This is a genomic window from Roseobacter fucihabitans, from assembly GCF_014337925.2.
In the GTDB taxonomy this organism is placed as follows: Bacteria; Pseudomonadota; Alphaproteobacteria; order Rhodobacterales; family Rhodobacteraceae; genus Roseobacter; species Roseobacter fucihabitans.
The window spans coordinates 196,531-221,589 of sequence record NZ_CP143423.1 but is presented as its reverse complement, the minus strand read 5'-3'; the positions used below and the strand labels follow the sequence as shown (position 1 = coordinate 221,589).

The window sequence follows — 25,059 nt, the reverse complement described above, 5'->3', positions numbered from 1 at the left end:
AACCCGCCGTCGGGTCAGGTTTTTGACAGCATAGCGCGCAGCACATCAGACTCCTCAATCGTGGTTTTCTGTCCGCGTGACGTGACGCCAAATTCCTTTAGTTCGGTAAAGGTACGCGACAATTGCTGAGGGCTGGTGCCGATTTTGGCGGCAATGAGGGATTTGCTGAAAGGCAAGGTAAAGGCCTGCCCGTCCGGGGTACTCCTGGCGTGCTCCAACAGAAAGTTCGCAAGCCTTTCACGGATCGTAAGCGTTTTGAGCGATTCCACATCGTCAATGAGAGTGTGAAGCTTTCGAAATACCGAAGCAAGCGCCTGCGCCAGTAAGGCACGGTTGCTCTGCATAATATCGAGCAGCATTTCTCCGTTAATCGTCAGCACTTTGAGATCGGTCATGGCCTGCGCAGAGGCAGGATAGATTTTGCCCAGAAAGGCCGGGGCCTCTGCCAGACAATCGCCTCTGTGGAAGGTTTCGATCAGCGTATGCGTACCATCGCACTCATCGCGCGTGATCTGCGCCCAGCCATCCAGAATCAAAAATAGATTATGCGCGCGCTCACCCTGCTCGAACAGATACTCTGAACGCCCCAAATTCAGAATTCGGCCACTTGCCATGACACTGGAAAGTTCATCTTCGTTCATCGCCGAACAAAGCGTCGAATGCCGCAGCGCCTCCCGATCATGATCATTCAGAAATGCAGCGTCCATTGCTCAGCCTTTCGCTTTTCGCTGAGTATATAAGTTACACAATTGGCCGGAATCGTAAACATCATCAAACGGCAAACTGTCACTTATTTTGTACAGTTTTCCGTCCTCAATTGAGAATCCTCAAAGACAGGGTTTTGTTAACATCTATGCTCAAGCGGCAGTTGAATTCTCCAGGATAAGGGGAATCGCCTGATCACGCGTTGTTAGCCACCTCGCTTTGGAAGCTATAGAAAGAAACACAATGGGGACAATATTTGAGATCGCCGGGCGCGCTCCGATCTTTCGAAACCTACCGCCAACAGATTTGGAAAGACTACTTTACAAGTCATCCGTTCGTCATCTTGATCGGGGGGCTTCGGTATATTTGCAGGGGGAAGAAGCACACAGCCTGTATGTTGTGTTGGAAGGATGGGTCAAAACCTATCGCATGACGCCTTGCGGGAACGAGGCCGTGATCGGCATCTTTACCAAATGCAGCAGTTTCGGCGAGGAAGCAGCCCTTGGAGATCAGAGCTTCATGGCAGGCGCGGAAGCCGTCTCCACGGGTATGGTTTTGCAAATTGACGCACGGGCGCTGTCCCAGGCCCTGTCGGGGAATATGGTGCTGTGCCAATCGGTTCTATCCGGCGCGATGGAAAGCAACCGGTCGCTGGTTGAGCATGTGGAACAATTGAAATCACACACCGGCGGGCAGCGCATCGCCGATTTTCTGCTGTCGCTCTGCGCAGGTAAAACCGGAAACTGCACGGTGATACTTCCATATGATAAGGTGCTGATTGCGGCATGGTTGGGTATGAAACCTGAATCTCTGTCGCGCGCCTTTCGGCGTTTAAAAAGCTACGGCGTGACGATCCAGAAAGATCATGCCATTATTGCTTCTGTGGAACGGTTGGCCGAATACGCCGATGAAGATCCCGCAGAATCCTGGAGCGCAAAACATGAACGCAAAGCTGAACGCCGTATTGGCAGCAATTGACATCGCCAACCGTGCCGATCCGACCCTGGAGGCGGATGAGACGGGTACAGAGCAGCCGGAGGCCTATCTCTACGGGGTGCGCATGACTTCTGAGCTGGACCGGTTGTTTGGCGAAACCGCCAGTGACGTCCTGCGAATTGCAGCGCGTGGCCAGCATATCGAACGGTGGTTGCTCAAGCGGGCGGAATACGCGCAAGGGCGCGCCGGTTATTTGCAATGGCGGCGCGATCAGGGGCAGGCCCATGGTGCACGTCTGGCCGGGTTGATGCAGGACGCCGGTTATGCGCAGGAGGCCTGCGACCGGGTTGGCGTGTTGTTGCGCAAAGAGGGCATCAAGCGAGATGCAGAGGTGCAGCAGTTGGAAGATGTGATTTGTTTTACTTTCCTGAAATGGTATTTCGGACCTTTCGCGGCCAAACACCCTGAGGATAAAGTGCTCGACATCGTCGGCAAGACAGCACGCAAGATGTCGGATGCGGCGCGTGCGCGGGTGTTGAGCGAGTTCGACTTACCGGTGCCGCTTGCGGATGCTGTGAAAGCCGCGGCCTAAACCGCCAGAAACAGCAGCAGCAGCAGGACAACAAAGCCGAGCAGCCCAAAAAGGATGCCGCCCGACCACCCAGGCACGCCGCGCAGTTCCAGATAATCCAACAGCACCAGGCGCGCCTTGAGCCATGCCGCCAAGAGGATCAGACTGCCGGCGATTTTCGGCGGCAGCGCGCTAAAATGCAAAGCGGTGCCGAGGGCGGTGAGGGCTGCAAGAACTACCCAAGCACGGATCAGATGCGCTCGGGTCATAGCAGGTAAATCACTGGAAAGAGCAGTACCCAGACCAGATCGACCATATGCCAGAAGGCGACACCGGTCTGGATGATCCTTGGCTGCGCCTGCCAGCCGACCAGTGCCAGCATGACGATGCCCGCGACCACATGGGCCGCGTGAAAACCGGTCAGCAGGTAGTAAAAGGTAAAGAAGCTATGGGTCTCGAACGTGATCCCGGCCGCAGATTTTCCGGCGTATTCGACCCCCTTGAGCCATAGAAAGACCGCCCCCAACATGCTTGCCGCCAGAAGCCACATCCTGGCCGCAGGTTTGGTCACCGAAATCGTCGCAAGGGCGGCAAAAAGGCCCGACGTGACCAAAACGATGGTGTTTACCCCCGCCATCCCCACCATGAGCGTGCTTTGAGCCGCAGCAAAACCGGCGGGATCGGTCAGGCGCACGGCCATGAAAGCCGCAAGCCCTGCGCCAAAAACCGCCAGTTCAGAGAAGATCAACACCCACATCATGAGCTCGCCCGGCAGGCCTTTGGGCGCAGGGCTCACCCGCCGTCGCCGACCAGTTGTCGATAAAGCGCAGGCAGCGTGGTGATGAGATGTTCGGGTTGGGCAATGACCGCATAGCCACCGGGCCCAAACAGGCGTGGAAACCAGCTTTGACCCTTGGGATCGACGGTTATGCCAAAGACGGATTGGCCGCGCATCCGCGCTTCAAGCACCGCTTTACGGGTGTCCTCGATCCCGTGACGCCCTTCATAATGGTCGATGTCGTTGGGTTTCCCATCGGTCAGCACCAGCAATAATTTGGCCGTCTGCGGTGGGGTTTGCAGATCCGCCGATACATGCCGGATCGCGGCCCCAAGACGAGTATAGAAACCGGGCCGCAGGCTGGCCAGTTTACATTCGACCTTGGCGCTCATGGGTTCGGTGAAATCCTTGCACCGCTCAACATAGACGCGATCCCGGCGCAGCGAGGAAAACGCATGGATCGCCAGCGGATCACCGCAAGCGTGCAGCCCCCAGGCCAGCGCGGTCAGCGCTTCGCGTTCAATGTCGATCACGGCGCGACCCGTCACCGCGCTTTCGGTGCTGCGCGAGGTGTCGATCAGGATGGAGACGGCGAGGTCGCGCGAGGAGGGCCGTGTCTGGCACCACAGGCGATCATGGGCCGACCCGGTAGCGGCAAGATCGGCGCGCGCGCGGATGACAGCGGAGAGGTCCAGCGTGTCGCCGTCGGGTTGTGATTTCAGCGTAACGGGGCGCGGGCGAAAGGCCTCAAACTGGCGGCGCACGTTGCGGATACGGCGCTTGGCGGGGGCGTCCTGCGGCGCGGGCGCGGCGGCGGGTTCGGTTTCAGAGGCGTAGACGCAGCAGTGATCGGGCAGGTAGCTTTGGCTTTGCACGTCCCATTCATCATAGGTGTGCTGGCCCGAGATCGCTTCGCGGTTCACATCCGAAGGAGCCAGATCGAGGTTCAGTTTGAATTTGCTGGCGGGGGCCTTGGAGATGTTGGTCAGCGAGAGTTCGTCGAGATCATCCATCGCCTTTTTGGCCGCCTCCAGATCATCGTCATCGGTGCGCCGGTTCAGGTTCAGGAAATCGGCAAAGCTGAGGATGGCTTCGAATTTATGCAGGATCAGGCTGTCGCGCCGCTCGGTCTGGTCGGCGGCTTTGCGTTTGCCCTTTCTGGTGGTTTCAAGCGCTTCCTCCTGGCCCGTGTCAGCAGCCTCTGGCGCGTCATTGGGCGCGCAGAACGCATTGGGATCACCGGGGAGCAACCGTGGCCAGAGCGGCACGGGCCGCAAGGGACGGTAGTTGCGCGGGGCAGCACCGGGGGGCGGTTCCGGCGCATCGCCTTCGCCCAAGACATACCGCGCGAGGGCTTCGGCGCTGGCCTCTGCGCGGGGCAATGCGGTACGGGGACGCGCGGCGAGATGCGCATCCTTCAGCGCCACAAAGAGCGATTTGAAACCAGGGCATTGCGTCAGGGCGCGCAGCACCATTTCCTGCCCCGCATGTAAATAGGCGATATCGGCGGCCAGCGGGTCATCCAGCGTCTCGGGGATATCGCGCAGGCTGGCCGTGCAAACCGTCAACCAGGTATAAAGCCCGCGATTGAGCGCCCTATCCGCAAAGAGATCAAGGGTGATCGGCAGGCGCAGGATCCCGCCGTCAAAGCTCGCCTGGGGCGCATGTTCCGCCCATGTGCCAAGCCTGCGCCGCCAGCTGAGACGGTGGTGGCTGGCCTCTGCCATGGCGGGGCGTATCTCGACGGATGCATCGCCCCCCAGACCCCTGAACAGTACCGCCAGACGCGCGATTTCATCTTCAAGATGCACGGCCGCTTCCGGGTAGGCGGGTTCTGGTGCATCGAAATGGCTGGCCCAACGGTGCCAGATCTTCCCGATGGTCTCTTCCGGCTCCCAGGGTTCCAGCGCGTCCGACATGGGTCAGCCAAAGATGGCCGTAACGATGTCGGACAACCCCTGTTGCACGTCCGCGTCATCGGTCAGCGGTTCGATCATCGCAGCATGGATCGCTTGCGTCATGGGCATGCCCTTGGCGATCAGCGTGGCGGTATAGATCACCAACCGCGTTGAAACGCCTTCCTCAATGTCTTGCCCCTTGAGCGCGCGGAATTTACCCGCAAGACGCACAAGGTTCTTGCAGCGTTCAGGTTCCAGCCCGCTTTCCTGTGCCACGATCCGGGTCTCCTGATCCAGAGGCGGGAAATCGAAACTGGCGGAGAGGAACCGTTGCCGCGTCGAGGGTTTCAGCGTTTTGAGGATGTTCTGATAGCCGGGGTTATAGGAGGCCACCAGCATGAAACCGGGCGCTGCTTCCAAGGTCTCCCCGGTGCGATCAATCGGCAGGATGCGCCGGTCATCGGTCAGCGGGTGCAGCACGACGGTCACATCCTTGCGCGCCTCCACGACCTCATCGAGGTAGCAGATTGCGCCATCCCGCACCGCACGGGTCAGAGGCCCATCGGCCCAGACGGTATCACCACCCTTGAGCAGGTATCGCCCGATCAGATCCGCCGCAGAGAGATCATCATGACAGGCCACCGTATAAAGCGGGCGACCAAGGCGCGCAGCCATATGTGACACGAAACGGGTTTTGCCGCAACCCGTCGGCCCCTTGAGCAGAAGCGGCATGTTGGCGTGATATGCCGCCTCGAACAGCTCACATTCCGACCCTTGAGGCATGTAAAAGGGGGCGTCAGCCGCCCCCTTGTCGATTGGTGTATATGCCATGTTCATTCCGCAGGCACTTTCGGTGAAGCGGAAATCAGTTCCTTGCGCGGCATGGCCACCGCATAGATGAACAAGAGCGCCCCAAGAACCACCGCGATACCGGAGCCAAAGCGCATCCAGTAGAAGATCGCAAGCGCGTCCTGTACATCCATGAAATACTCACCCTGAACGCGCTGTGCATGGGTTTGAACCGTACCTGCGAAGGTCAGCACGAAGGTCATGAAGGTCATACCCCCCGCCATCAACCAAAAGGACGCCATGTTGAGCACCTGATTATAGGGATCACGCTGGCGCAGGATCGGAAATGCATAGCTGAAGATCGCGAGGTTCAGCGAAACGTAAGCGCCAAAAAACGCGAGGTGACCATGCGCGGCGGTAATCTGCGTGCCGTGGGTATAGTAGTTGATCCCGTGCAGCGTATGCATGAAACCCCAGACGCCCGCGCCAAAAAACGCCAGCGTGGCACAGCCCAGCGACCAGAGCAAAGCAGCCTTGTTGGGGTGGTCCTTGCGACCCTTCCAAACCATCACAAAGGCAAAGGCCATCATGCCGAAGAAAGGCACCACTTCGAGCGCGGAGAAGATCGAGCCGATCCACAACCAATAGCCCGGCATCCCGATGAAATAATAGTGGTGCCCCGTGCCGAGAATGCCGGAAAACAAGGCCGTCGCGACAATGAGATACAGCCATTTTTCCACGATTTCGCGGTCCACGCCGGTCAGTTTGAGCATCAGGAAGGCGAGGACGGAGGCCATGATCAGCTCCCATGTGCCTTCAACCCAGAGGTGCACGACGAACCACCAGTATTGCTTGTCGAGTGCGAGGTTCGACGGGTTGTAAAAGGCAAAGAGGAAGAGCAGCGTCAGCCCCCAAAGGCCCAACAGCAATACGTTCGTGATCGCGGTTTTGCGACCCTGCAGCACGGTCATGGTGATGTTATACATGAAGATCAGCGCGGCCACGACGATGCCCAGTTTGACCCAGACGGGTTGTTCCAGGAACTCGCGCCCCTCCTTGCCAAGCAGCCAGTTGCCCTCAAACAGGTTGAACAGATAGGTCACGACGACGCCAGCCGTGCCAAGCACCATGATGGCAAGCTGGATATAGGCCAGCAGGGGCGAATGGATTTCGCGCTCGGATTCCTCGGGGATCACAAAATAGGCCGCCCCCATGAAGCCCAAGAGGAGCCAGACAATCAGCGAGTTTGTGTGCAACATGCGCACGATGTTGAAGGGCAGGATTTCGGACAGGAAATTGGGGCTGACATAGATCCAGCCCAAAAGCAGCCCCCCTGAAACCTGAACAGCGAAAAGCGCGAGAGCTACGGAGAAGTAGACCAATGCGATGGATTGAGATTTGTATTTCATGGGTTTTCCTTATCCTGCGTCGTTGGGGGGCCAGTCCTGATTGCGGATCGTGTTGGTCCACAAAAGGAACTCGCTCAGCGCGCGGTATTCGTCGTCCTCAAGGCCAAAGTTCGGCATCTGACGGCGCCCTTCAATGCCCGTGGGCATGGCGTCCATCCAGCCTTTGAGGGTCTCAAAGGCGGCTTCAGGATCGTCCTCAACACCCCAGCGGGTCATCACATTGCCAAGCTCAGGGGCGAAATAGGCACCTTCCCCAAGGATCGTATGGCAATTGACGCAGCCATGGCGCTCCCACAGATGCTTGCCGTGGGCGACCTCATCCGTAAGGGTCGCCGCATTCGTGGAGGTGTTGACGATGTAATAGTGCGAATGCACCGACAGACCGACGAAGATGAGAATGAAAAACAGTGACCCGCCATAGAATATGTTGCGGGCCATGGAAGTCGTGAGAACGTCACGCATCCTTTGCTCCTTTTGATAGCAGGCCAATAGGAACAAGAGTGGTCAAGGCGGCGCGCGGCCGCCTTAACGAAAGTCAAGCAGCCCTCAGTTGAAGGTCGCCAGATAGGCAATAACGTCCGCCACGTCGTCTTCTTTGCGCAAACCGGCAAAGCTCATCTTGGTCTTTGGCAGGTATTCTTTGGGTTTGGTTAGAAACGCGGTCATTTCCTCTTCGGTCCAGACGAGACCGCCTGCGGCCTTTTCCATCAGCGCATCGGAGTATTTGAAATCGGCATTGGCCCCTGCGGCCGCGCCAATGATGCCGTTCAGAGCCGGTCCGACCTTGTTCTTAGCGTCTTCGCCCACGGCGTGGCAGGCCTTGCATTTGCGAAAGACCTTTTCGCCACTTGCAGCGTCACCCGATGCCAGCGCGGGGGTCGCGATCGTCAGGGCCAGCAGGCCGATTGAGAGTTTATGGAACATGTATTTATCCTTTCAGATCATGTTTATGCCGCGCGATTGCGGCGTTTGAGAACCGTACAGGTGTGCGGCTCGTGGAAGATCATCTGACAGCGCAGGCAGAGGATGCATTCATTGGGATTGATTCGTCCCAGCGGGTCAATTGCGCCAACCGTACAATGTTGTTCGCACAGGCGACATTCACGACCACATTGCGGGCGACGACGCAACCAGTCAAAGATTTTTAACTTCGCCGGGATCGCGAGAGCCGCACCCAGCGGGCAGAGATAACGGCAATAGGCACGCTCAACGAAAAGCCCCGCGAAAAGGATCGCGCCCACAAAAAGCAGAAATGGCCAACTGCGCATGAAACGCAAGGAGATCGCCGTTTTGAAAGGCTCTGCTTCGGCCAGAATGAGCGCGTCCGTCATGGAGTAGAATGACAACCCCAGGATCGCGAGAAAGAGCGTGTATTTGATGACCCAAAGCCGTTCATGCACGGCAGGCGGGACGGTGATTTGTTTGATCCCAAGACGGCGCGCGGCCTGGTTTGACAGCTCCTGCAATGCGCCAAACGGGCAGAGCCAGCCGCAAAATACCCCCCGGCCCCAGAACAACAGACCCAACGCGGTGAACCCCCAGAGCACGAAAATCAACGGCTCCATCAAGAAGACGTCCCATTTGAAGCCGTTCAGCAGTGAATGTGCGAAGGCGACGACCTGCACGACGGAAAGCTGCGCGCCCAGAATGAGCCCGAGCCAGACAAAGGTGACGGTTAAAAATGCCGTCCGGGTCCAGAGCCAAAGGCGCGGGCGTTTCACGAAGGCGTCCTGAAAGAGCAGGATCATGAACAGCGTGCCCAGCATCAAACTCAACCCCAGAACCGACCATTTCTTTGTCACCCATGCCGCGCGCCAGACAAGCGTGGGTGTGGGTAGTGCGGTGGCGGGTTTCAAGAATGCCTCACCAAGGGCCACGGCCACGGGCATCTCAAAACTGGCCGCGCCGCGCGTGGCGATGATTGTCAGCGTGAACGGATCGGCCAGGTTGATTTGATCGCGCGGGATTGCGAAAAGGCTCGCCTCTTTGACGTCCGGCGCGTCACCGGGTTCGAACTGGTCCAGCCGCTGGTAGCCGTCCGAGCCCGGCACGAAGCGTTGCCCGTTCTGTTCCAGCACGATGCGCTCAAACACCCCGGACCTGCGCCAAGCCGTGCCACGATGGGAGTGCAGCCCCCGGCTGGCCACAAGCAACGCGTCGTGATCCGCAGGCAGCGCGGCCATCACGCGGTGAAAACCCGCCGCGCCAAGCAGGTTCTGCCCGATCGTCGCGGGGTCCAGCACGCTGACCCAGACCTCCAGGAACGTGCCGTCTTTATCGGGGATCGGCGGAGATGCATCCGGCAGCGCCGCGCGGGCATCGCGCAAGGTGACAGAGCGCGTGGCAAAGGCGTCAAGACGGCTCAGGGCCGCCCAATTGGCCGATTGAAACCGCACACGCTCCAAGCCCCCATGATCCGCATGGGCCAGCACCCGCGCGGTATGCAGGATGGAATCGCGAATGACGCCTGTGGAAACGGTCGCGCGGCTGATGATATCGGGGGGGCTGCCTTCCATCCCCTGCGGACCCATGTTCAGGCCCGCGAACCGGTTAACGTAATCCGCGATATCCTGATCCGAAATCCCCAAGGTCAAAATCGGCTCGGCATGGGCAATCAGCCTGGCACCGGTAATGATGCCTGAAGCATCCACACCGACCAGAATATCCAGCGGTTTGCCCGAATACCCCGTCGAGCCCAGGATCTCCCAAGTGGAGCCGATTTTGCCCAGCACGCGGCCATCAACGGCGGATGTCACCTGCCAGACCGGAAGGGGTTCAACCTGTTCTTGGATGCTTATTTCAGGCTCTTGGAGGCCCAGCAAATCACGGGCGTCACCAAGGTCGAGCCCACTGTCCGCCCATGCAGAAACCGCGCTCAAAAAGAACGCAATCACAATAAACAGCGCGCGGTTTTTCATGCGGGTTTTCTCCCTGAAACCAACCTTGCAGGGCATGGCGGGCAATCGTCTTGACCAAAGTCAAGGCTGGAACGTGCCCCTCTCGCCCAGCCTTACACACATAGAATTTTCCAAAATTGGAGCCGAAATATGTCCCTTTCAATCCTCACACGTTCTGTTGCCGTCGGTGCTTTGTTATCGCTCACTGCCAGTTTTTCGCTTGCACAGGAAAAGCCAGCGGATCATGGGGATGACGCTTCGGCGGCCTACCAGCCTTCCCTGACGACTCTGGGTCAGATTGAGGTCGAAATTCCAGGTCGAAAACCGGGCGATCCGGTGATGACGCCCAGCGAATATCAATCCTCGAATCAGATTTACTTCCAACGCTGCGCGGGCTGCCACGGTGTGTTGCGCAAGGGCGCGACAGGCAAGGCTCTGACGACGGACATCACCCGGCCAAACGGGTTTGAATATCTGCGCGACTTCATCACCTATGGCTCGCCTGCGGGCATGCCCAATTGGGGCACCTCGGGCGATATGACCGAAGAGCAGGTGGACGCCATGGCGCGTTATCTGCTGCTTGAACCTGCCGTGCCGCCGGAATGGGGTATGGCGGAAATGCGCGAAAGCTGGAGCGTGATCGTGGCACCGCAAGACCGGCCCACGGAAAAGATGAACGATATCGATATCGATAATCTCTTTTCGGTGACGCTGCGCGACGCGGGCCAGATCGCCCTGATTGATGGCGCGAGCTATGAGATCAAAACGATCATCGATACCGGATATGCGGTTCACATCAGCCGGATTTCTGCATCCGGGCGTTATCTGTTCGTGATCGGTCGCGATGCCAAGGTTGTGATGATCGACCTGTGGATGGAAAACCCCGGTCCCGTTGCCGAAATCAAGGTCGGCTCGGAAGCGCGATCGGTCGAGACCTCCAAGTTCAAGGGCTTTGAGGATAAATACGCCATTGCAGGTGCCTATTGGCCGCCGCAATTCGTGATCATGGACGGTGACACGCTGGAACCTCTGCGTATCAAATCAACGCGCGGCATGACCTATGATGAACAGGAATTCCATCCCGAACCTCGTGTCGCGGCCATTCTGGGATCGCATTACAAGCCTGAATTCCTCGTCAATGTGAAAGAAACCGGTAAGATCATGATGGTGGATTATTCCGACATCGACGCGCTGAAAATTACCGAGATCAACGCGGAACGCTTCCTGCATGATGGCGGGTTGGACAGCACGCAACGCTACTTCCTGACGGCGGCCAATGCGCGTGGCAAGATCGTTGTGATCGACACCAAGGAGAGCAAGAAGGTCGCGGTGATTGAGACCGAAGGCGAAACACCGCACCCCGGTCGCGGTGCCAATATCAACCACCCAACCTACGGACCCGTATGGGCAACATCACACCTTGGGGATGATACCGTCGCGCTGATCGGGACAGACCCCGAGGGCAACCCGGATCATGCCTGGAAGATGGTGCAGCAGCTTTATGCGCTTGGCGGTGGATCGCTCTTTGTGAAATCGCACCCGACATCGAACCACCTCTATGTGGATGCGACGCTGAACCCGGATGCGGAAACCTCCGGATCGGTTGCGGTCTTCAAGATCGACGAGTTGGATCAGGAGGAGCCTGAATACACCGTTCTGCCGCTCGTAGAATGGGCCGGGATTGCCGAGGGTCAGCCGCGTGTTGTCCAGGGCGAATTCAACCAGGCGGGCAATGAGATCTGGTTTTCGATCTGGAACGCGGCGGATCTGGAATCGGCCATCGTTGTGGTCGATGACAAGACGCTGGAACTCAAGCATGTGATCAAGGACGAACGTCTCATCACACCGACCGGCAAGTTCAACGTCTTCAACACACGCGCGGACGTTTACTAAGACACAACGCGCCAATGGGGCGTGGCAAGTTTCTCCCGCTTGCCGCGCCCTTTTCAGCCCTTAGGGGGCTGCAAACCATTGAACGAGGACGCGACATGCTCAAGAAAATGAACAGGGGTCAGGTTTTTCTGGTGGGTGCGGGGCCGGGTGATCCCGACCTGCTCACGATCAAGGCGCTGCGGATGCTGCAATCGGCAGATGTGGTGGTACATGACCGGCTGGTGTCGTGCGATATCATGGCGCTGATCCCGGCGGGTGTGCGGCGTATAGATGTTGGTAAAAAGCCCGATCATCACCCCGTCCCGCAATCGGAAATCAATGCGCTGTTACTGAAACTGGCAGAACAGGGCTCCACCGTGGCGCGCCTCAAGGGCGGTGATCCCATGGTGTTCGGGCGTGGCTCGGAAGAGGCCGCCGTTCTGCGCGCCGCCGGAATTGCGGTCAGCTATGCGCCGGGCATCACGGCCGCTCAGGGCATTTCTGCGGCCACCGGCGTGCCGCTGACGCATCGCGGGCTCGCCAATAGCGTCCGTTTCATCACCGGTCATTGCCAGGCCAACCGCCCGCTGGATCTGGACTGGGCTGGGTTGGCCAATGCGCAGACCACGCTTGTGGTCTACATGGGCCACGCGAACATGCAACAGATCGCCCGCGAATTGATCAGCCATGGCCTACCCCAAGATCACCCCGTGTTGGTCGTGGCCAACGGCACCCGCCCCAACGAAAGCCGGCTGGTGACGCATCTGGGTGCCTTGCAGATCAAGCGCGCGACGATCCCCGTTCCCGGTCCGGTTCTGTTCATCATCGGACAGGTCGTCAGCCTTCTGGATCAGACCAACAGCGCGGATACGATCCTGCAAGCACCTGAATTGCAACGGGTGTTGCATGGTTAGAGGCGTGGCAATCCTGTTTGTAATTGCACTCTGTGCGCCTCCTCTCTGGGCGGGCAGCCTATCGCTGTCGCGACAGGAACAGCTCGCGCATCTGATCACACAGGATTGCGGCTCCTGCCATGGCCTGAACCTCACCGGCGGTCTGGGCCGCGCGATAACGCCTGAGGCGCTGAAAGGCCGCACGGTTGAGGGCCTGCAAACCATCGTTCTGGACGGCATCCCCGGCACTGCCATGCCGTCCTGGCGTCCCTTGCTCAGTGAAACAGAGGCCAAATGGATCGCCGCCTACCTATTGGAGGTCAACGAATGATGCGTCTGCTGAGTGCTCTTGTGATATATCTGACGCTGACCCTTGGGGCCATTGCGCAGCTCGCCGTCCATGCGACCGGCGATCTGGGTGTGGTCATCGAACGCACCACCGGCTCCGTTCTCATCGTGGATCAATCCGATATGGATGTGCTCGCGCGCGTTGAGGGTTTCGGTGATCTCTCCCATGCCAGCGCGGTTTTTTCACCCGATGAGCGTTATGCCTTTATTTTTGGCCGTGACGGGGGCCTGACCAAGCTCGATCTGGTCACGCAAACCATCGCAGGTCGGGTGATGCAGGCGGGTAATTCCATCGGCGGTGCCATTTCCGATGACGGACTTCTGGTGGCCGTGTCCAACTACGAACCAGGCGGCGTGCGGGTTTTTGATGCCGAAACGCTCGATCTGGTTGCGGATTTTCCGACAGGCTCCAAAACCATCGGTCTCGTGGACGCACCCGGTGGGCGGTTCGTGTTCTCGATGTGGGACAGCGGTGAAACCTGGATCGCCGATATGTCCGGGGCCGCGCCCGAGGTCACGAAAATCACCGGTATGGGGGTGAACCCTTACGACGCGCTGATCACGGGCGACGGGCGGCGTTACATCGTCGGCCTGTTTGGCGAGGATGGGTTGAGCACGCTCGATCTGTGGTCTGAAACCCCAACCGTTCAACGCGTTCTGCCGGGATACGGACACGGAGAAGAGCCACTTCCGGTCTACAAGATGCCCCATCTTGAGGGTTGGGCGCTGGCGGGGGATCGCTTTGCCCTTCCGGCGGTGGGCCGTCATGAGGTGCTCTGGCTGGATGCGCAGCGCCTGACCGAACTGGGCCGCACGAAAACCCATGGCCAGCCTGTCTTTGCCGTCGCGCGCCCTGATGGACGGCACGTCTGGGTGAACTACGCCCACCCCAATAACGACACGATCGAGGTGATCGAAGCGGCCTCGGGCGAGATCCTGCACACCCTCAAACCCGGTCCTGCGGTTCTGCACATGGAATTCAGCGCGCGTGGGCATCGGGTCTGGGTCTCTGTGCGCGATGCCAATCGCATCGACATTTATGACACGCATACCTTCGAGAAAATCGGCGAAATTCCTGCGCAAACCCCTTCGGGGATCTTTTTCACAGCAAGGGCGCATCGCATTGGGCTTTGAGAGGAACGACATGACGCTGGACGGGCTGGACTGGAGGTTGATGAACGACTGGCAGCGCGCATTGCCGCTGGTGTCGCGCCCTTTTCAGGAGATCGCCAACCGCCTTGAAACATCCGAAGAGCGGATCATCGAGCGGTTGCAGAACCTGCTGGAAACCGGTGCTATCAGCCGGATCGGGGCTACCTGCCGCCCTAACACGCTGGCCGCCAGCACCCTCGCGGCGGTTGCCGCCCCCGCGGATCAGATCGAAGAGGTCGCGGCGGTGATCAATGCCCAGACCGGCGTTAACCACTCCTATGAGCGTGAAAACAAATGGAACATCTGGTTCGTGGCCACCGGACCGACGCGCGCCTTTGTAAATGATATCCTGTCCCGGATCACACAGCAGACGGGCTTGCGCGTGCTGGATCTGCGACTGGAGCGCCCCTTTAATGTGGATCTTGGGTTTGCATTGGATGGGTCCAACAGCCTGCCACAACCGCGCGCGGTTAATACCGATATCGAGATTGGCCAGAACGACCGCGCCATCATGCAGGCCTTGTCCGAAGGCATGAACGCCACGGCCTACCCCTTTGCGGAACTGGCCGCACGGTTGGGCCAAGACGAAGCTGTCATACTGGAACGGGTAAGGGTTTTGGCCGAGGCTGGCATTTTGTCACGTATCGGCGTGATCGTGCGCCACCGCGCTCTGGGTTGGCGTGCCAATGCCATGTGCGTTTTCGTGGTCCCGCCCGAAGAGATCGAGGCCTGCGGTCGCGCGTTAACCGACGTCCAAGGCGTGACGCTGTGTTATGAACGCCGCGCCGTACCGGATGTATGGCCCTACACCCTCTATTGCATGATCCACGGTCGCAGCCGGGCCGAAACGCTCGACGTCCTCAGCCAGGCGCGCGTGGCCGCACATATGGTGCCTTACCCATATCGTGTTTTGTTCAGCACACGTTGTTTTCGCCAGCGCGGTGCCTTGATCAATGTCCCTGTTACAAAAACCGAACCAAACGGCATGCCAACAGGGCCGCAAACAGGTATTTTAACCGGGGGACCCGATGGAGATTGACGACACGGATCGACGCATCATCAACACTTTGCAGACCGGCTTTCCAATCGCGCCGCGCCCTTTCGCCATTGCGGCCAAGGGCCTCGGGTTGCAAGAAGATGAGCTGATCGCACGGCTTGCCCGATTGAAAGAGGGCGGTATCATCACACGGTTTGGTCCGTTTCTGGACGCGGCCGCGATGGGCGGGGCGTTTTGCCTTTGTGCAATGGAAATTCCGCAAGCGCAGTTCGAAGAGATGACCGAAACGGTGAACGGATTTGACGCAGTGGCGCATAATTACGCGCGCGATCATCGGCTGAACATGTGGTTCGTACTGGCCACCGAAACGCCTGAGGGCATCGCAGAGGTGGCGGCGGGTATCGAGGCGGTTACCGGTCTGCCAGTCTATCAATTCCCCAAACTCAAGGAGTTTTTCATCGGTTTCCGGGTGGCGGCATGAGCCTGTCATCCCAGGACCGCGCCCTGATCACAGCCTGCCAGGCGGGGTTGCCGCTGGTGGCACAACCCTATGCACAAATCGCCGAAACGCTTGGCATTCAGGAAACCGATGTAATGGAGCGCCTGGATGAATTGCTCGCGCAGGGCATCATCCGGCGGGTTGGCATTGCGCCCAATCACTACAAGCTGGGGATGTCAGCCAATGGCATGACCGTTTGGGACATTGACGACGCTGAGGCCAAAGAACTGGGCGCGCTTGTCGGTGCCATGGAAGACGTGACGCATTGTTACCTGCGGCCGCGCAAAAGGCCGGTCTGGCCTTACAACCTCTTTGCCATGCTGCATGGATCAACCCGCCAGGAGGTCGAGGAAAAACGCCAGTATATCGCGCGCCTTCTGGGACCGGCAGTGCGTGCGCATGACGTGCTTTATTCCACCGCAATTCTCAAAAAGACCGGGCTGCGATTGTCTGCCAAAGGAGCGAACTGATGTTTCGACTGACACAATATATGGAACAGTTGATCACACCGACCCCGCCACGGCCGCGGCGCGGTCCGGTGCGTCCCGTGGTGATCTGGAACCTGACGCGGCGGTGCAATCTGAAATGCCGTCACTGCTATACGACTTCCTCAGATAATATCTTTCCCGGTGAGTTATCCACCGAGCAGGCGATGGGCGTGATCAATGATCTGGCAGATTTCAAGATCCCGGCGCTGATCCTGTCGGGGGGCGAGCCGCTGTCGCGCGCGGATATCTATGAGCTGGCGCAATATGCGCGCAAAAAGGTTCGCTATCTCGCGCTGTCCACCAATGGCACGCGCATTGACGCCGAGGCGGTGGAAAAGATTGCCGACATCGGGTTCAACTATGTCGGCATCAGCATCGACGGTGTGGGGGCAACGAACGACTGGTTTCGCGGGCAGGAAGGAGCCTTTGATGAGGCTCTGAACGGTGCGCGTCTGTGCAAGGAAAAAGGCATCAAAGTGGGTCTGCGCTTTACGCCCACCGAGGATAACGCCGAGCAATTACCCGCGATCCTGGACCTTTGTGAGGCTGAAGGGATCGACAAATTCTACATGTCCCATCTGGTTTACGCCGGACGTGGCAACAAGAACCGGGGCGAGGATGCAGGCCATGCGCGGGCTCGTGCTTGCGTGGATGTTCTGATCGAGCGCGCATGGTCGGCCCCTCAGGCCGGGCGACATTTCGAGGTGGTGACGGGCAATAATGACGCCGACGCCGTGCGGTTTCTGAACTGGGCCAGCGCGCGTTTTGCGCCCGAAAAAATCGACCATCTGACGGCGCATTTGCAGGCCTGGGGCGGCAATTCATCCGGCGTTGGCGTGGCCAATATTGACCCCACCGGCAAGGTGCATCCCGATACCTATTGGTCCGATTATACCGTCGGCAACGTCAAGACCGACAGGTTTTCCAACCTCTGGACCGGCCCGGACGAGATGCTGGCATTACTGCGCACGCGACCCCGTCCGCTCAAGGGGCGCTGCGGAGCCTGCGCGCATCAATCCGTCTGTGGTGGGAACACGCGCATTCGCGCATTGCAACTGACGGGGGACCCTTGGGAGGAAGACCCCGCCTGCTATCTCAACGATGCGGAAATAGGGCTGGACACGGGCGATGCCTCCCGCGTCGCGTTGCGCAAATTCACCGGGAGGCGACATGATCCGGCGCATAATTTCACTTAGCCTGCTGGCGCTCACACCGCTGAGCGCACAGGGCGAACCCGCCGTGCTTTATGGCACCCATTGCGCGGTCTGCCACGGCGATGACCGTCTGGGCAGCCTTGGTCCCGCGCTGATCCCTGAAAGCCTGCGCCGCCTGAAAGGCGACAAGCTGGAGGCGGTGATTGCAAAGGGACGCATCAGCACGCAGATGCCAGGTTTCAGCGCGCAGATCACAGCGAAGGATATCGCCGAACTGGCCGCCTATCTGCACACACCCCTACCGGAAATCCCGGTCTGGGACGCGGCGCGCATTGCCGACACGCTGGAGGTGAACCCCGATTATGTCGCCCCGGACGCGCCGCAACACGATGCCGACCCGCTCAATCTCTTTGTTGTGGTGGAAACCGGTGATCATCATATCAGCGTGCTGGACGGCGATACATTCGACGTGCTCGCGCGCCTGCCGACCCCGCTGGCGGTGCATGGTGGCCCGAAATTCACCCCCGATGGGCGGTTCACCTTTGTGATGTCGCGCGACGGTTGGGTGCAAAAGATCGACCTGTGGTCAATGCAGGAGGTCGCGCGTCTGCGCGCTGGCGTCAACAGCCGAAACATCGCCATGTCCAAGGACGGCAAATACCTCGCCGTGGCCAATTACCTGCCCCATAGCCTGACCATTCTGTCCACGGCGGATTTATCGGTGCAAAGGATATTCGATGTGGTGGGCAAGGAGGGGGAAAGCTCGCGGGTCTCTGCCGTCTATCAGGCCCCGCAGCGCGACAGTTTCATCCTTGCGCTGAAAGACATCCCCGAGATCTGGGAGATCGCCACCGACCCCAACGCCGACCCCGTCTATGAGGGTTTCGTGCACAGCCGCGAAAAAGGCATGGTCGAGGCCATCGCCTCCTCGGAAGGCCTGTTCGCACGCCGCCGCATCGAGGTCAGCGAACCGCTGGATGATTTCTTTTTCACGCCGGATTACCGTTTTCTGATCGGGGCCGCGCGTGACAGCGACCGCGGCGTCGTGGTCAACCTGAACGTGGGGCGCGAGACGCATGAATTGCCGCTCTCCGGCTTGCCGCATCTGGGCTCGGGTATTTCGTGGGAATATCAGGGGCGCCGCGTCATGGCCACGCCGCATCTGCGCGAGGCCAAGCTGTCGGTGATCGACATCCAGAATTGGGAAATCCTGACACAGATCGACACGGACGGTCCGGGGTTTTTCCTGCGCAGCCATGAAAATTCGCCCTACCTCTGGGCAGATGTGTTTTTCGGACCAAATCGTGACGTAATGCATGTCATCGACAAGAACACGCTGAAGATCGTCAAGACCCTGCGACCCGTCCCCGGCAAAACCCTCGCCCATGTCGAGTTTGACCGCGACGGGCAATATGCGCTGGTCAGCCTGTGGGAGAATGACGGCGCAATCATCATCTATGACGCGCAGACGTTGGAAGAAGTCAAGCGCCTGCCCATGAGCAAACCATCAGGAAAATACAATGTTTTCAACAAGATTACCTTTTCCGATGGCACCAGCCATTAACCGCGCAGTGCTCGTCATATCGCATGGCGCGCCGTCCCATCCGGTGAGCCAGGAGATCGCCGTGCGGGATCTGGCCTGCCGTTTGCAGGCGCTGATGCCCGATACGCAAGTGCGCGGTGCCACCCTGGCGGCCAAGGGGGCGTTGGAGCGCGCGGTTGAGGGTCTTGAAAACCCCATTGTCTGTCCTTGGTTCATGTCGGATGGTTGGTTCGTGGGCACACATTTGCCCAAACGGCTGGCGGCTGCCGGGCTTGGGACATGGCAGGCAACCCTGCCGATGGGGCTTATGCCGGGTATCGGGCAATTGATGTATGATCATCTGCACGCAAGGCTGCGGGAGTTGGGCTGGGCCGAGGCGCAGACAAGCGTCATCCTCGCCGCGCATGGCTCACCCTCCAGCACCAATCCGCGCGCGGCGACCGAAGCGGCGGCGCGTTTGCTGGCGTATCAAGGCCCTTTCAAAGCGATCCATCCCTGTTACGTGGATGAGCCGCCTGCGATCCGCGATGTCGCGAAATCCATCAAGGGTCCGGCCATTGTTCTGCCCTTTTTCGCTGCACGCGCGGGCCATGTCATGGGCGATCTTCCCGACGCGTTGGAAGCGGCAGGGTTCAGCGGGCCCGTGCTCGATCCCGTTGGGGTCTGGCCGGACACACCTGCCCTTGCACTGGCGGCGATTGCCCCCCTGCTCCGGGTTCAGGCCGCATGAGCGAGCCTCGCCCCTGGCCGGTCTGGAAACTGGCGCTGTTGCTCTATCCCTTTGCGGCCGGGGCGGTCGCGATCAACCTGTTCATGCTGAGCCTTTTGTTACCGGTCTTCGGTCTGGAACCACTCGATCCGGTTACCGCCCTGAAATGGTCCATCGGCCTCGGTGTGCCAGCCGCATGGGCCTCGGGGCGTTGGGCGCGCCATTTAATGGATGAGGCAGACGCAGGGACTTGACCAAGGTCAAGGCCATTGCCGCCGCCCGCCGTTTTGATGGTTAAAACCCCACGGGAGACACCTGCATGAACTACGACGCTTTTTTCAATGACCAACTGGAGCAGCTGCAATCAGAGGGGAATTACCGCGTCTTTGCGGAATTGGAACGCGATGCCTGTCATGCGCCATATGCCAAAATGCATGGGCGGGGGCCTGCGCGCGACGTCACCGTCTGGTGTTCAAATGATTATTTGGGAATGGGCAAGGCGGGTTTCGTGCGCCAAGCCATTGCCGATGCGGTTCTGTCAGATGGTGCGGGCGCAGGCGGCACGCGCAATATTTCCGGCACAGCAACACAGCATGTCGCCTTGGAACGCGAGCTGGCGGATCTGCACGGCAAGGAAGCCGCGCTTCTGTTCACCTCCGGGTATGTGTCGAACTGGGCGAGCCTAAGCACATTGGGTGCGCATTTGCCAAACTGCACGATCCTGTCGGATGAAATGAACCACGCCAGCATGATCGAAGGTATCCGCCATAGCCGTGCCAACAAGGTGATCTGGAAACATAACGACCCGGAGGATCTCAACCGCAAGCTCGCGGCATTGCCCCCCGATGGGGCGCGCCTGATCGCGTTTGAATCGGTTTATTCGATGGATGGTGATATCGCGCCGATCGGTGAAATCCTCGACGTGGCCGAGGCGCATGGGGCCATGACCTATCTGGATGAGGTCCATGCGGTTGGCCTTTATGGCCCCCAAGGTGGGGGCATCGCAGAACGCGACGGGTTGGCACATCGTGTGTCCCTGATCGAAGGGACATTGGGCAAGGCCTACGGCGTGATGGGCGGTTACATCGCCGCCTCAACAGCACTTTGTGATTTCGTGCGCTCCTTTGCCAGCGGGTTCATCTTTACCACGGCACTGCCGCCGGCCTTGGCTGCGGGCGCGCTCAGTTCCATCCAATACCTGCGTCGCAGCGATCTGGAACGCAGGCGACAACAGGCCAATGTGGCCAAGCTACGCGCGCGTCTGGATGCCCTGCGTCTGCCGCATCTGGACAACCCCAGCCATATCGTACCGGTTATGGTCGGCGACCCGTTCAAAGCGAAATTCCTCAGTGACACATTGTTGGAACAGCATGGCATCTATGTTCAGCCGATCAACTATCCCACCGTGCCAAAAGGCAGCGAGCGTTTGCGCATCACACCCTCGCCCCTGCACACCGATGCCGATATCGAGCGTCTTGTTGCGGCGTTATCTGATCTATGGTCGCAATGCGCCTTGAACAGAGCGGTGGCGTGACGGTCAGCTCCCCTGTTCGATAACGAGCGAAAGCCGGTCCTTAACGCGCGGAACGTCTATGCTTCGATGCGCTCAAAAGAGGTCATCAATTGGCCCAGTTCTAAGTATCTGTCGAACCGGACCCCGCATCAGGCACAGAACAACTTCAAGAGGGACCGTCCTAAGATGTGGTTATGGCTCCTTGGCTTCTGACCTTTGCCGAACCAGGGACCGGGATCGACATTGCAAAAATGACAACGATTGCATTTGCGGCTGGGTGACGCGCAAGCGCGATGCGCGGCGCAGCGTTGCGGCCCAGCTCTCTGGAAAGCATAAAAGCGGCTCTCCCGTTGTTGCGTAAATTCACGCCCTGCCGAAGCAATCGACACCGTACAGGGGATCCTCGTTACGTTGCGCAAAACGCATCATTTGCCGACCTAGGGTACTTCCAAAAACAGAGCGCGCGTTGGTGACGTTGCGTCGGTGAGCCTGGTCGTCGAGCACTATAGGACTATATCACTTTTCGGGGTTCGCGACAGGTTTGTCCCGGACGCGCGGCAGGCGGCACATTTGGTGGTTACCCATGTGGCAGCGCATTTCATGAGGGAGAAATTAACCCTTTCGCTCCGCAATCAATCGCAAGAGGATGGGCTCATTGCGTGACAGGGTGTTTTCAAAGATGACCAGCCAAACAGATGATTTTGCAGTTCTGATCACGGCGCAGCAGGCCTGGCCGGAAATGGAACGTGCAGTGCTTGCAGCGCGGAGCCGCATCACGGCAAGTTTCAGAATTTTCAATTTCGCAACCCGGTTGCGCAGTCCTGAAGCCCTCGACATCGGGAAGACATGGGCAGACCTGATCCTTCATGTGCTCGCCAGGGGGGTCAGTTTCCGACTGGTGCTCAGCGACTTTGACCGGATCGTCGGACGCCCCCTGCACGAGATGACGCAAAAGAGCCTGAAGCAGGCGGCAGGGATGCGCGAGATACTGTCGCACGACGCTCGCGAACGATTTGAGGTCATTTCCTCGCTGCATCCTGCACAGGCGGGCACCATACCGCGGCTCGCCTTGCTACCGTTCCTGCTGCGCAAGGCCCGCCACGGTGCACAGCGGCTGAACCCCGCCCGGCTGACACGCCCGGCCGTCGGCGTGGATCCGCGTGAAGTGCCCGATATCCACACCGTGACGCATCACCAGAAAATCGCTGTGATCGACGGGGAAATCCTGTTCATCGGCGGGCTTGACCTCAATGAACGCCGGTTTGACACGCCCAGCCATGACCAGCCATCGCGCCAAACATGGATGGATGTGCAGATCATGATGCGCGGTGCGGCCGCCACCGAGGCGGCGCGCCACATTGATGGGTTTCTGGATCAGATCACCGGAGAAGTGGTGCCCCCGGAGAGCAAGCTGATCCGCCGGACTCTTTCTGCGCCCCGCAAGTTTGGCTTCTGGGCGCTCTCACCCCAAACGGTGCTGCGCGAGATTGAGGAGGATTACATTCACGCCTTCGAGACCGCGCACCAGTTCCTCTATCTGGAAACGCAGTATTTCCGATCCACTATTCTGGCGCGTGCTTTGGCGCGGGCGGCGCGGCGAAACCCTGATCTGAGAGTAATCCTTGTGCTGCCCGCACTGCCCGATGATGTCGCCTTCGGACGCAGTTTCGATCTGGACGCAAAATACGGGATGGCGCTGCAATCGGATTGTACCAACCGCATCATCGACGCATTTGGCGAGCGCCTCTGCATCGCCTCGCCGGTTCAAAAACGTCTTGCGGCGCGCGAAGCAGCTTCTGTTCTGGCAGGCTCTCCGATCATCTATGTCCACAGCAAGGTTCTGATCAAGGACGACAGCATGGCTCTGGTCGGCTCCGCCAATATGAACGGGCGATCCATGCGCTGGGATACGGAGGCCGCCCTGCGTCTGGACGAAAAAACGCAGGTTTCCCAACTCTGGCACGCGATCAACGAACATTGGTGGACAGCACCCCCCTCAGAGGCGCGGGCGGTGGGGACGGCGGCAGAGTGGTGGTGCCGTGAAGTGGCCCGCAATACGGTGCGCCAACCTGAGAGCCGATCCGGTTTCCTGGTATCGCATGACCCCTACAACATGTCCGATCACAACCAGCCACTGCCAGGCGTCACTGAAAACGTGGTTTGAACCGGATCCGAGCCAAAAGCGTTGGCGCGACCGCCCACCGCTGGCATCGCGCCCGAGCATAGGGATTGTCAGCAGCCCGACAAGCAATGCGGCGATGAGCCCGTACCGCTTAAAAGTTTTTCCAATTTGAGGAACCCTAGCGAAATCAATGCGTTACTTTCCGCCAGAACGAAGGGGTTTAGCGCGATGGTCATCTTTGAAGACAATAGCGGCTCGATGGAAGCTCATCGCGCAGAGTTTTCGTACAGCGCGCTGCGGATCACGCAGAGCGCGTATTATCTACGACGTCAAGAACCGTCACATTGCAGTGTATTTGAAGCTGTCCGGCAATCATATCTGATCAGGCCGACATGGCCCGATGGCGGGAAAGTTAATGTATTGGGTGATCCGCGTGATCCGCGTGATCCGGAGAAAATTGCATTTCGGGACGCGGGTGCGCTGTTATCCGGCAAGCGAAAGCGGACCATAATCGACTTAGCTCAGCCATAAAACGTGTTTATCCGAATGACATGCACCCCTCGGGCGATGGAGCCCGGCGGATTTCTGACAGCGCACCAGATCAATGCTCGACAACAATCATGCCCCGCTGGATGACAATACACGGCCCTGTAAAAATCGGCACCGGCACGATGCGCTCTTCACTCGACAAGTTCTTTTCCGGTTGAGCCGGCTCTTTTATTTCCGGCCGTTGATCGTTGCGCCACCAAATGCCAGCGCGCCGCAAAGCACGGCGCGCTGTTGGCGTTTTCAAAACCACTGCTTTGCCTGTGCAAAAGCGGGTTTGAAATCCCCCATCTCACTCAAATACCGCAAGATCGGTTTTTCGATGAAAGGCTCGCACAGAATTCGATCACGGGACCCTCTGGCCCTCTTGGATTTTGCGCGTTAAAAGCCACAGAAGACAGATGAAGGAGCAGTTGCGTGAACGAAGACCTTCGCGGCCGTCATACCAAAGACGGCATTCGCATTTACGATCAGGCGGATTTTGCCGGGATGCATGCTGCGGGTGCCTTGGCCGCGCATATTCTGGACGAAATCGCAGCGCATGTTTTCGTCGGGCAATCCACCGCCGAGATCGACAAGGTGATCACACAGATGGTTCACGATGCCGGCGCGACCTCTGCGACCATCGGCTATAAGGGGTACAAACACGCCAGCTGCATCTCCGTGAACCACGTCGTGTGCCACGGCATCCCCGGCGAGAAAACCCTCAAGGATGGCGATATTCTCAACATCGATGTCACGGTGATTGTGGAGGGATGGTTCGGGGACACCAGCCGCATGTATGTTGCAGGCAAACTGCCGCGCAAGGCGGAACGGCTCATAGAGGTCACGCATGATGCGCTGATGCGCGGGATTGAGGCCGTTGAACCCGGCAAGACGTTTGGAGATATCGGCCACGCCATTCAGACCTACGTGGAGAGCCAGCGCATGTCGGTGGTCCGGGATTTCTGTGGTCACGGGTTGGGGCGCGTTTTTCATGCGCCGCCCAACGTGCTGCATTACGGTCGCCCTGGAAGCGGTGCCGTGCTGGAGGAGGGGATGTTCTTCACCATTGAACCGATGGTCAATCTGGGACGTCCGGAAACCAAGACACTCGCGGATGACTGGACCGCCGTCACGCGCGATAAATCCCTTTCGGCGCAGTTCGAGCATTCCATCGGCGTGACATCTTCGGGCGCTGAGATTTTCACGCTCTCACCCAAAGACATGTTCCACCCGACCTACTCAGAGGGCTGATCGT

Annotated in this window: 27 protein-coding genes; 17 read left to right on the top strand and 10 right to left on the bottom strand. The window is 59.0% G+C overall.

What is annotated here, in order from left to right; all coding sequences use genetic code 11:
* Window positions 1-14 precede the first annotated feature (14 nt).
* Window positions 15-707 carry a Crp/Fnr family transcriptional regulator gene (locus ROLI_RS01065; RefSeq protein WP_187428095.1) on the bottom strand — a complete coding sequence of 231 codons (693 nt, stop codon included), beginning with the start codon at window positions 705-707 and terminating at the stop codon, window positions 15-17.
* Between the two features lie 241 nt (window positions 708-948).
* Between ROLI_RS01065 and ROLI_RS01060 the strand changes: the two genes are divergently transcribed.
* Window positions 949-1,683: a Crp/Fnr family transcriptional regulator gene (locus ROLI_RS01060; protein ID WP_187428094.1), complete on the top strand. Its 735-nt coding sequence runs from the start codon at window positions 949-951 to the stop codon at window positions 1,681-1,683.
* On the top strand, window positions 1,646-2,233 hold the full coding sequence (locus ROLI_RS01055) for a DUF4202 domain-containing protein (protein ID WP_187428093.1): 588 nt from the start codon (window positions 1,646-1,648) through the stop codon (window positions 2,231-2,233). Before ROLI_RS01060 ends, ROLI_RS01055 begins: the two co-directional genes overlap by 38 nt.
* Here the strand turns inward: ROLI_RS01055 and ROLI_RS01050 are convergent.
* From ROLI_RS01050 to ROLI_RS01015, 8 genes are all read right to left on the bottom strand, one after another.
* Complete coding sequence (locus ROLI_RS01050; protein ID WP_187428092.1) at window positions 2,230-2,481, bottom strand: cytochrome C oxidase subunit IV family protein; 252 nt, start codon at window positions 2,479-2,481, stop codon at window positions 2,230-2,232. The two genes, ROLI_RS01055 and ROLI_RS01050, sit on opposite strands and share 4 nt — an antisense overlap.
* Window positions 2,478-2,969 (bottom strand): cytochrome c oxidase subunit 3, encoded by a 492-nt coding sequence (locus ROLI_RS01045; RefSeq protein ID WP_187428343.1) that lies wholly within the window; start codon window positions 2,967-2,969, stop codon window positions 2,478-2,480. The genes ROLI_RS01050 and ROLI_RS01045 overlap by 4 nt, the downstream gene beginning before the upstream one ends.
* A gap of 35 nt (window positions 2,970-3,004) precedes the next feature.
* The gene (locus ROLI_RS01040; RefSeq protein ID WP_187428091.1) at window positions 3,005-4,909 is read right to left on the bottom strand and encodes a nitric oxide reductase activation protein NorD; all 1,905 of its coding nucleotides are present in this window, start codon (window positions 4,907-4,909) and stop codon (window positions 3,005-3,007) included.
* 3 nt (window positions 4,910-4,912) lie between these two features.
* Window positions 4,913-5,725, bottom strand: coding sequence for a CbbQ/NirQ/NorQ/GpvN family protein (locus ROLI_RS01035; RefSeq protein WP_187428090.1), 813 nt, complete (start codon window positions 5,723-5,725; stop codon window positions 4,913-4,915).
* Window positions 5,722-7,086, bottom strand: coding sequence for a cbb3-type cytochrome c oxidase subunit I (locus ROLI_RS01030; protein ID WP_187428089.1), 1,365 nt, complete (start codon window positions 7,084-7,086; stop codon window positions 5,722-5,724). Before ROLI_RS01030 ends, ROLI_RS01035 begins: the two co-directional genes overlap by 4 nt.
* A gap of 9 nt (window positions 7,087-7,095) precedes the next feature.
* Window positions 7,096-7,548 carry a cytochrome c gene (locus tag ROLI_RS01025; RefSeq protein ID WP_187428088.1) on the bottom strand — a complete coding sequence of 151 codons (453 nt, stop codon included), beginning with the start codon at window positions 7,546-7,548 and terminating at the stop codon, window positions 7,096-7,098.
* An 84-nt stretch (window positions 7,549-7,632) separates the two neighbouring features.
* Window positions 7,633-8,010 carry a cytochrome c family protein gene (locus ROLI_RS01020; protein WP_187428087.1) on the bottom strand — a complete coding sequence of 126 codons (378 nt, stop codon included), beginning with the start codon at window positions 8,008-8,010 and terminating at the stop codon, window positions 7,633-7,635.
* A 23-nt stretch (window positions 8,011-8,033) separates the two neighbouring features.
* On the bottom strand, window positions 8,034-10,004 hold the full coding sequence (locus ROLI_RS01015) for a NosR/NirI family protein (RefSeq protein WP_187428086.1): 1,971 nt from the start codon (window positions 10,002-10,004) through the stop codon (window positions 8,034-8,036).
* A 129-nt stretch (window positions 10,005-10,133) separates the two neighbouring features.
* Here ROLI_RS01015 and ROLI_RS01010 point away from each other — a divergent pair, with 129 nt between their 5' ends.
* The 14 genes from ROLI_RS01010 to ROLI_RS00945 all read left to right on the top strand — a co-directional run bounded on the left by ROLI_RS01010 (window position 10,134) and on the right by ROLI_RS00945 (window position 23,804).
* Window positions 10,134-11,876 carry a nitrite reductase gene (locus ROLI_RS01010; RefSeq protein ID WP_187428085.1) on the top strand — a complete coding sequence of 581 codons (1,743 nt, stop codon included), beginning with the start codon at window positions 10,134-10,136 and terminating at the stop codon, window positions 11,874-11,876.
* A 95-nt stretch (window positions 11,877-11,971) separates the two neighbouring features.
* Window positions 11,972-12,769: a uroporphyrinogen-III C-methyltransferase gene (gene cobA, locus ROLI_RS01005; protein WP_187428084.1), complete on the top strand. Its 798-nt coding sequence runs from the start codon at window positions 11,972-11,974 to the stop codon at window positions 12,767-12,769.
* A gap of 4 nt (window positions 12,770-12,773) precedes the next feature.
* Complete coding sequence (locus ROLI_RS01000) at window positions 12,774-13,079, top strand: cytochrome c (RefSeq protein WP_338469219.1); 306 nt, start codon at window positions 12,774-12,776, stop codon at window positions 13,077-13,079.
* On the top strand, window positions 13,079-14,230 hold the full coding sequence (locus tag ROLI_RS00995; RefSeq protein ID WP_187428342.1) for a cytochrome D1 domain-containing protein: 1,152 nt from the start codon (window positions 13,079-13,081) through the stop codon (window positions 14,228-14,230). The genes ROLI_RS01000 and ROLI_RS00995 overlap by 1 nt, the downstream gene beginning before the upstream one ends.
* Window positions 14,231-14,240: 10 nt before the next feature.
* The gene (locus ROLI_RS00990; RefSeq protein WP_187428341.1) at window positions 14,241-15,287 is read left to right on the top strand and encodes an Lrp/AsnC family transcriptional regulator; all 1,047 of its coding nucleotides are present in this window, start codon (window positions 14,241-14,243) and stop codon (window positions 15,285-15,287) included.
* Window positions 15,277-15,726, top strand: coding sequence for an Lrp/AsnC family transcriptional regulator (locus ROLI_RS00985; protein WP_187428082.1), 450 nt, complete (start codon window positions 15,277-15,279; stop codon window positions 15,724-15,726). The genes ROLI_RS00990 and ROLI_RS00985 overlap by 11 nt, the downstream gene beginning before the upstream one ends.
* Window positions 15,723-16,214 carry an Lrp/AsnC family transcriptional regulator gene (locus ROLI_RS00980; protein WP_187428081.1) on the top strand — a complete coding sequence of 164 codons (492 nt, stop codon included), beginning with the start codon at window positions 15,723-15,725 and terminating at the stop codon, window positions 16,212-16,214. Before ROLI_RS00985 ends, ROLI_RS00980 begins: the two co-directional genes overlap by 4 nt.
* On the top strand, window positions 16,214-17,428 hold the full coding sequence (gene nirJ / locus ROLI_RS00975) for a heme d1 biosynthesis radical SAM protein NirJ (RefSeq protein ID WP_187428080.1): 1,215 nt from the start codon (window positions 16,214-16,216) through the stop codon (window positions 17,426-17,428). Before ROLI_RS00980 ends, nirJ begins: the two co-directional genes overlap by 1 nt.
* Window positions 17,403-18,950 (top strand): nitrite reductase, encoded by a 1,548-nt coding sequence (locus ROLI_RS00970; RefSeq protein ID WP_187428079.1) that lies wholly within the window; start codon window positions 17,403-17,405, stop codon window positions 18,948-18,950. The genes nirJ and ROLI_RS00970 overlap by 26 nt, the downstream gene beginning before the upstream one ends.
* Window positions 18,934-19,659: a CbiX/SirB N-terminal domain-containing protein gene (locus tag ROLI_RS00965; protein ID WP_262386345.1), complete on the top strand. Its 726-nt coding sequence runs from the start codon at window positions 18,934-18,936 to the stop codon at window positions 19,657-19,659. Before ROLI_RS00970 ends, ROLI_RS00965 begins: the two co-directional genes overlap by 17 nt.
* Complete coding sequence (locus tag ROLI_RS00960) at window positions 19,656-19,892, top strand: hypothetical protein (RefSeq protein ID WP_187428077.1); 237 nt, start codon at window positions 19,656-19,658, stop codon at window positions 19,890-19,892. Before ROLI_RS00965 ends, ROLI_RS00960 begins: the two co-directional genes overlap by 4 nt.
* Window positions 19,893-19,957: 65 nt before the next feature.
* Window positions 19,958-21,172 (top strand): 5-aminolevulinate synthase, encoded by a 1,215-nt coding sequence (gene hemA / locus ROLI_RS00955; RefSeq protein WP_187428076.1) that lies wholly within the window; start codon window positions 19,958-19,960, stop codon window positions 21,170-21,172.
* Between the two features lie 658 nt (window positions 21,173-21,830).
* Window positions 21,831-23,315, top strand: coding sequence for a phospholipase D family protein (locus tag ROLI_RS00950; RefSeq protein WP_187428075.1), 1,485 nt, complete (start codon window positions 21,831-21,833; stop codon window positions 23,313-23,315).
* A gap of 186 nt (window positions 23,316-23,501) precedes the next feature.
* Window positions 23,502-23,804 carry a hypothetical protein gene (locus ROLI_RS00945; protein WP_187428074.1) on the top strand — a complete coding sequence of 101 codons (303 nt, stop codon included), beginning with the start codon at window positions 23,502-23,504 and terminating at the stop codon, window positions 23,802-23,804.
* Between the two features lie 70 nt (window positions 23,805-23,874).
* On the opposite strand, the gene ROLI_RS00940 is transcribed toward ROLI_RS00945, so the two are convergent.
* Window positions 23,875-24,066, bottom strand: a complete 192-nt coding sequence (locus ROLI_RS00940) for a hypothetical protein (protein WP_187428073.1) — start codon at window positions 24,064-24,066, stop codon at window positions 23,875-23,877.
* Window positions 24,067-24,236: 170 nt separating this feature from the next.
* Between ROLI_RS00940 and map the strand changes: the two genes are divergently transcribed.
* Complete coding sequence (gene map / locus ROLI_RS00935) at window positions 24,237-25,055, top strand: type I methionyl aminopeptidase (RefSeq protein ID WP_187428072.1); 819 nt, start codon at window positions 24,237-24,239, stop codon at window positions 25,053-25,055.
* Window positions 25,056-25,059 lie beyond the last annotated feature (4 nt).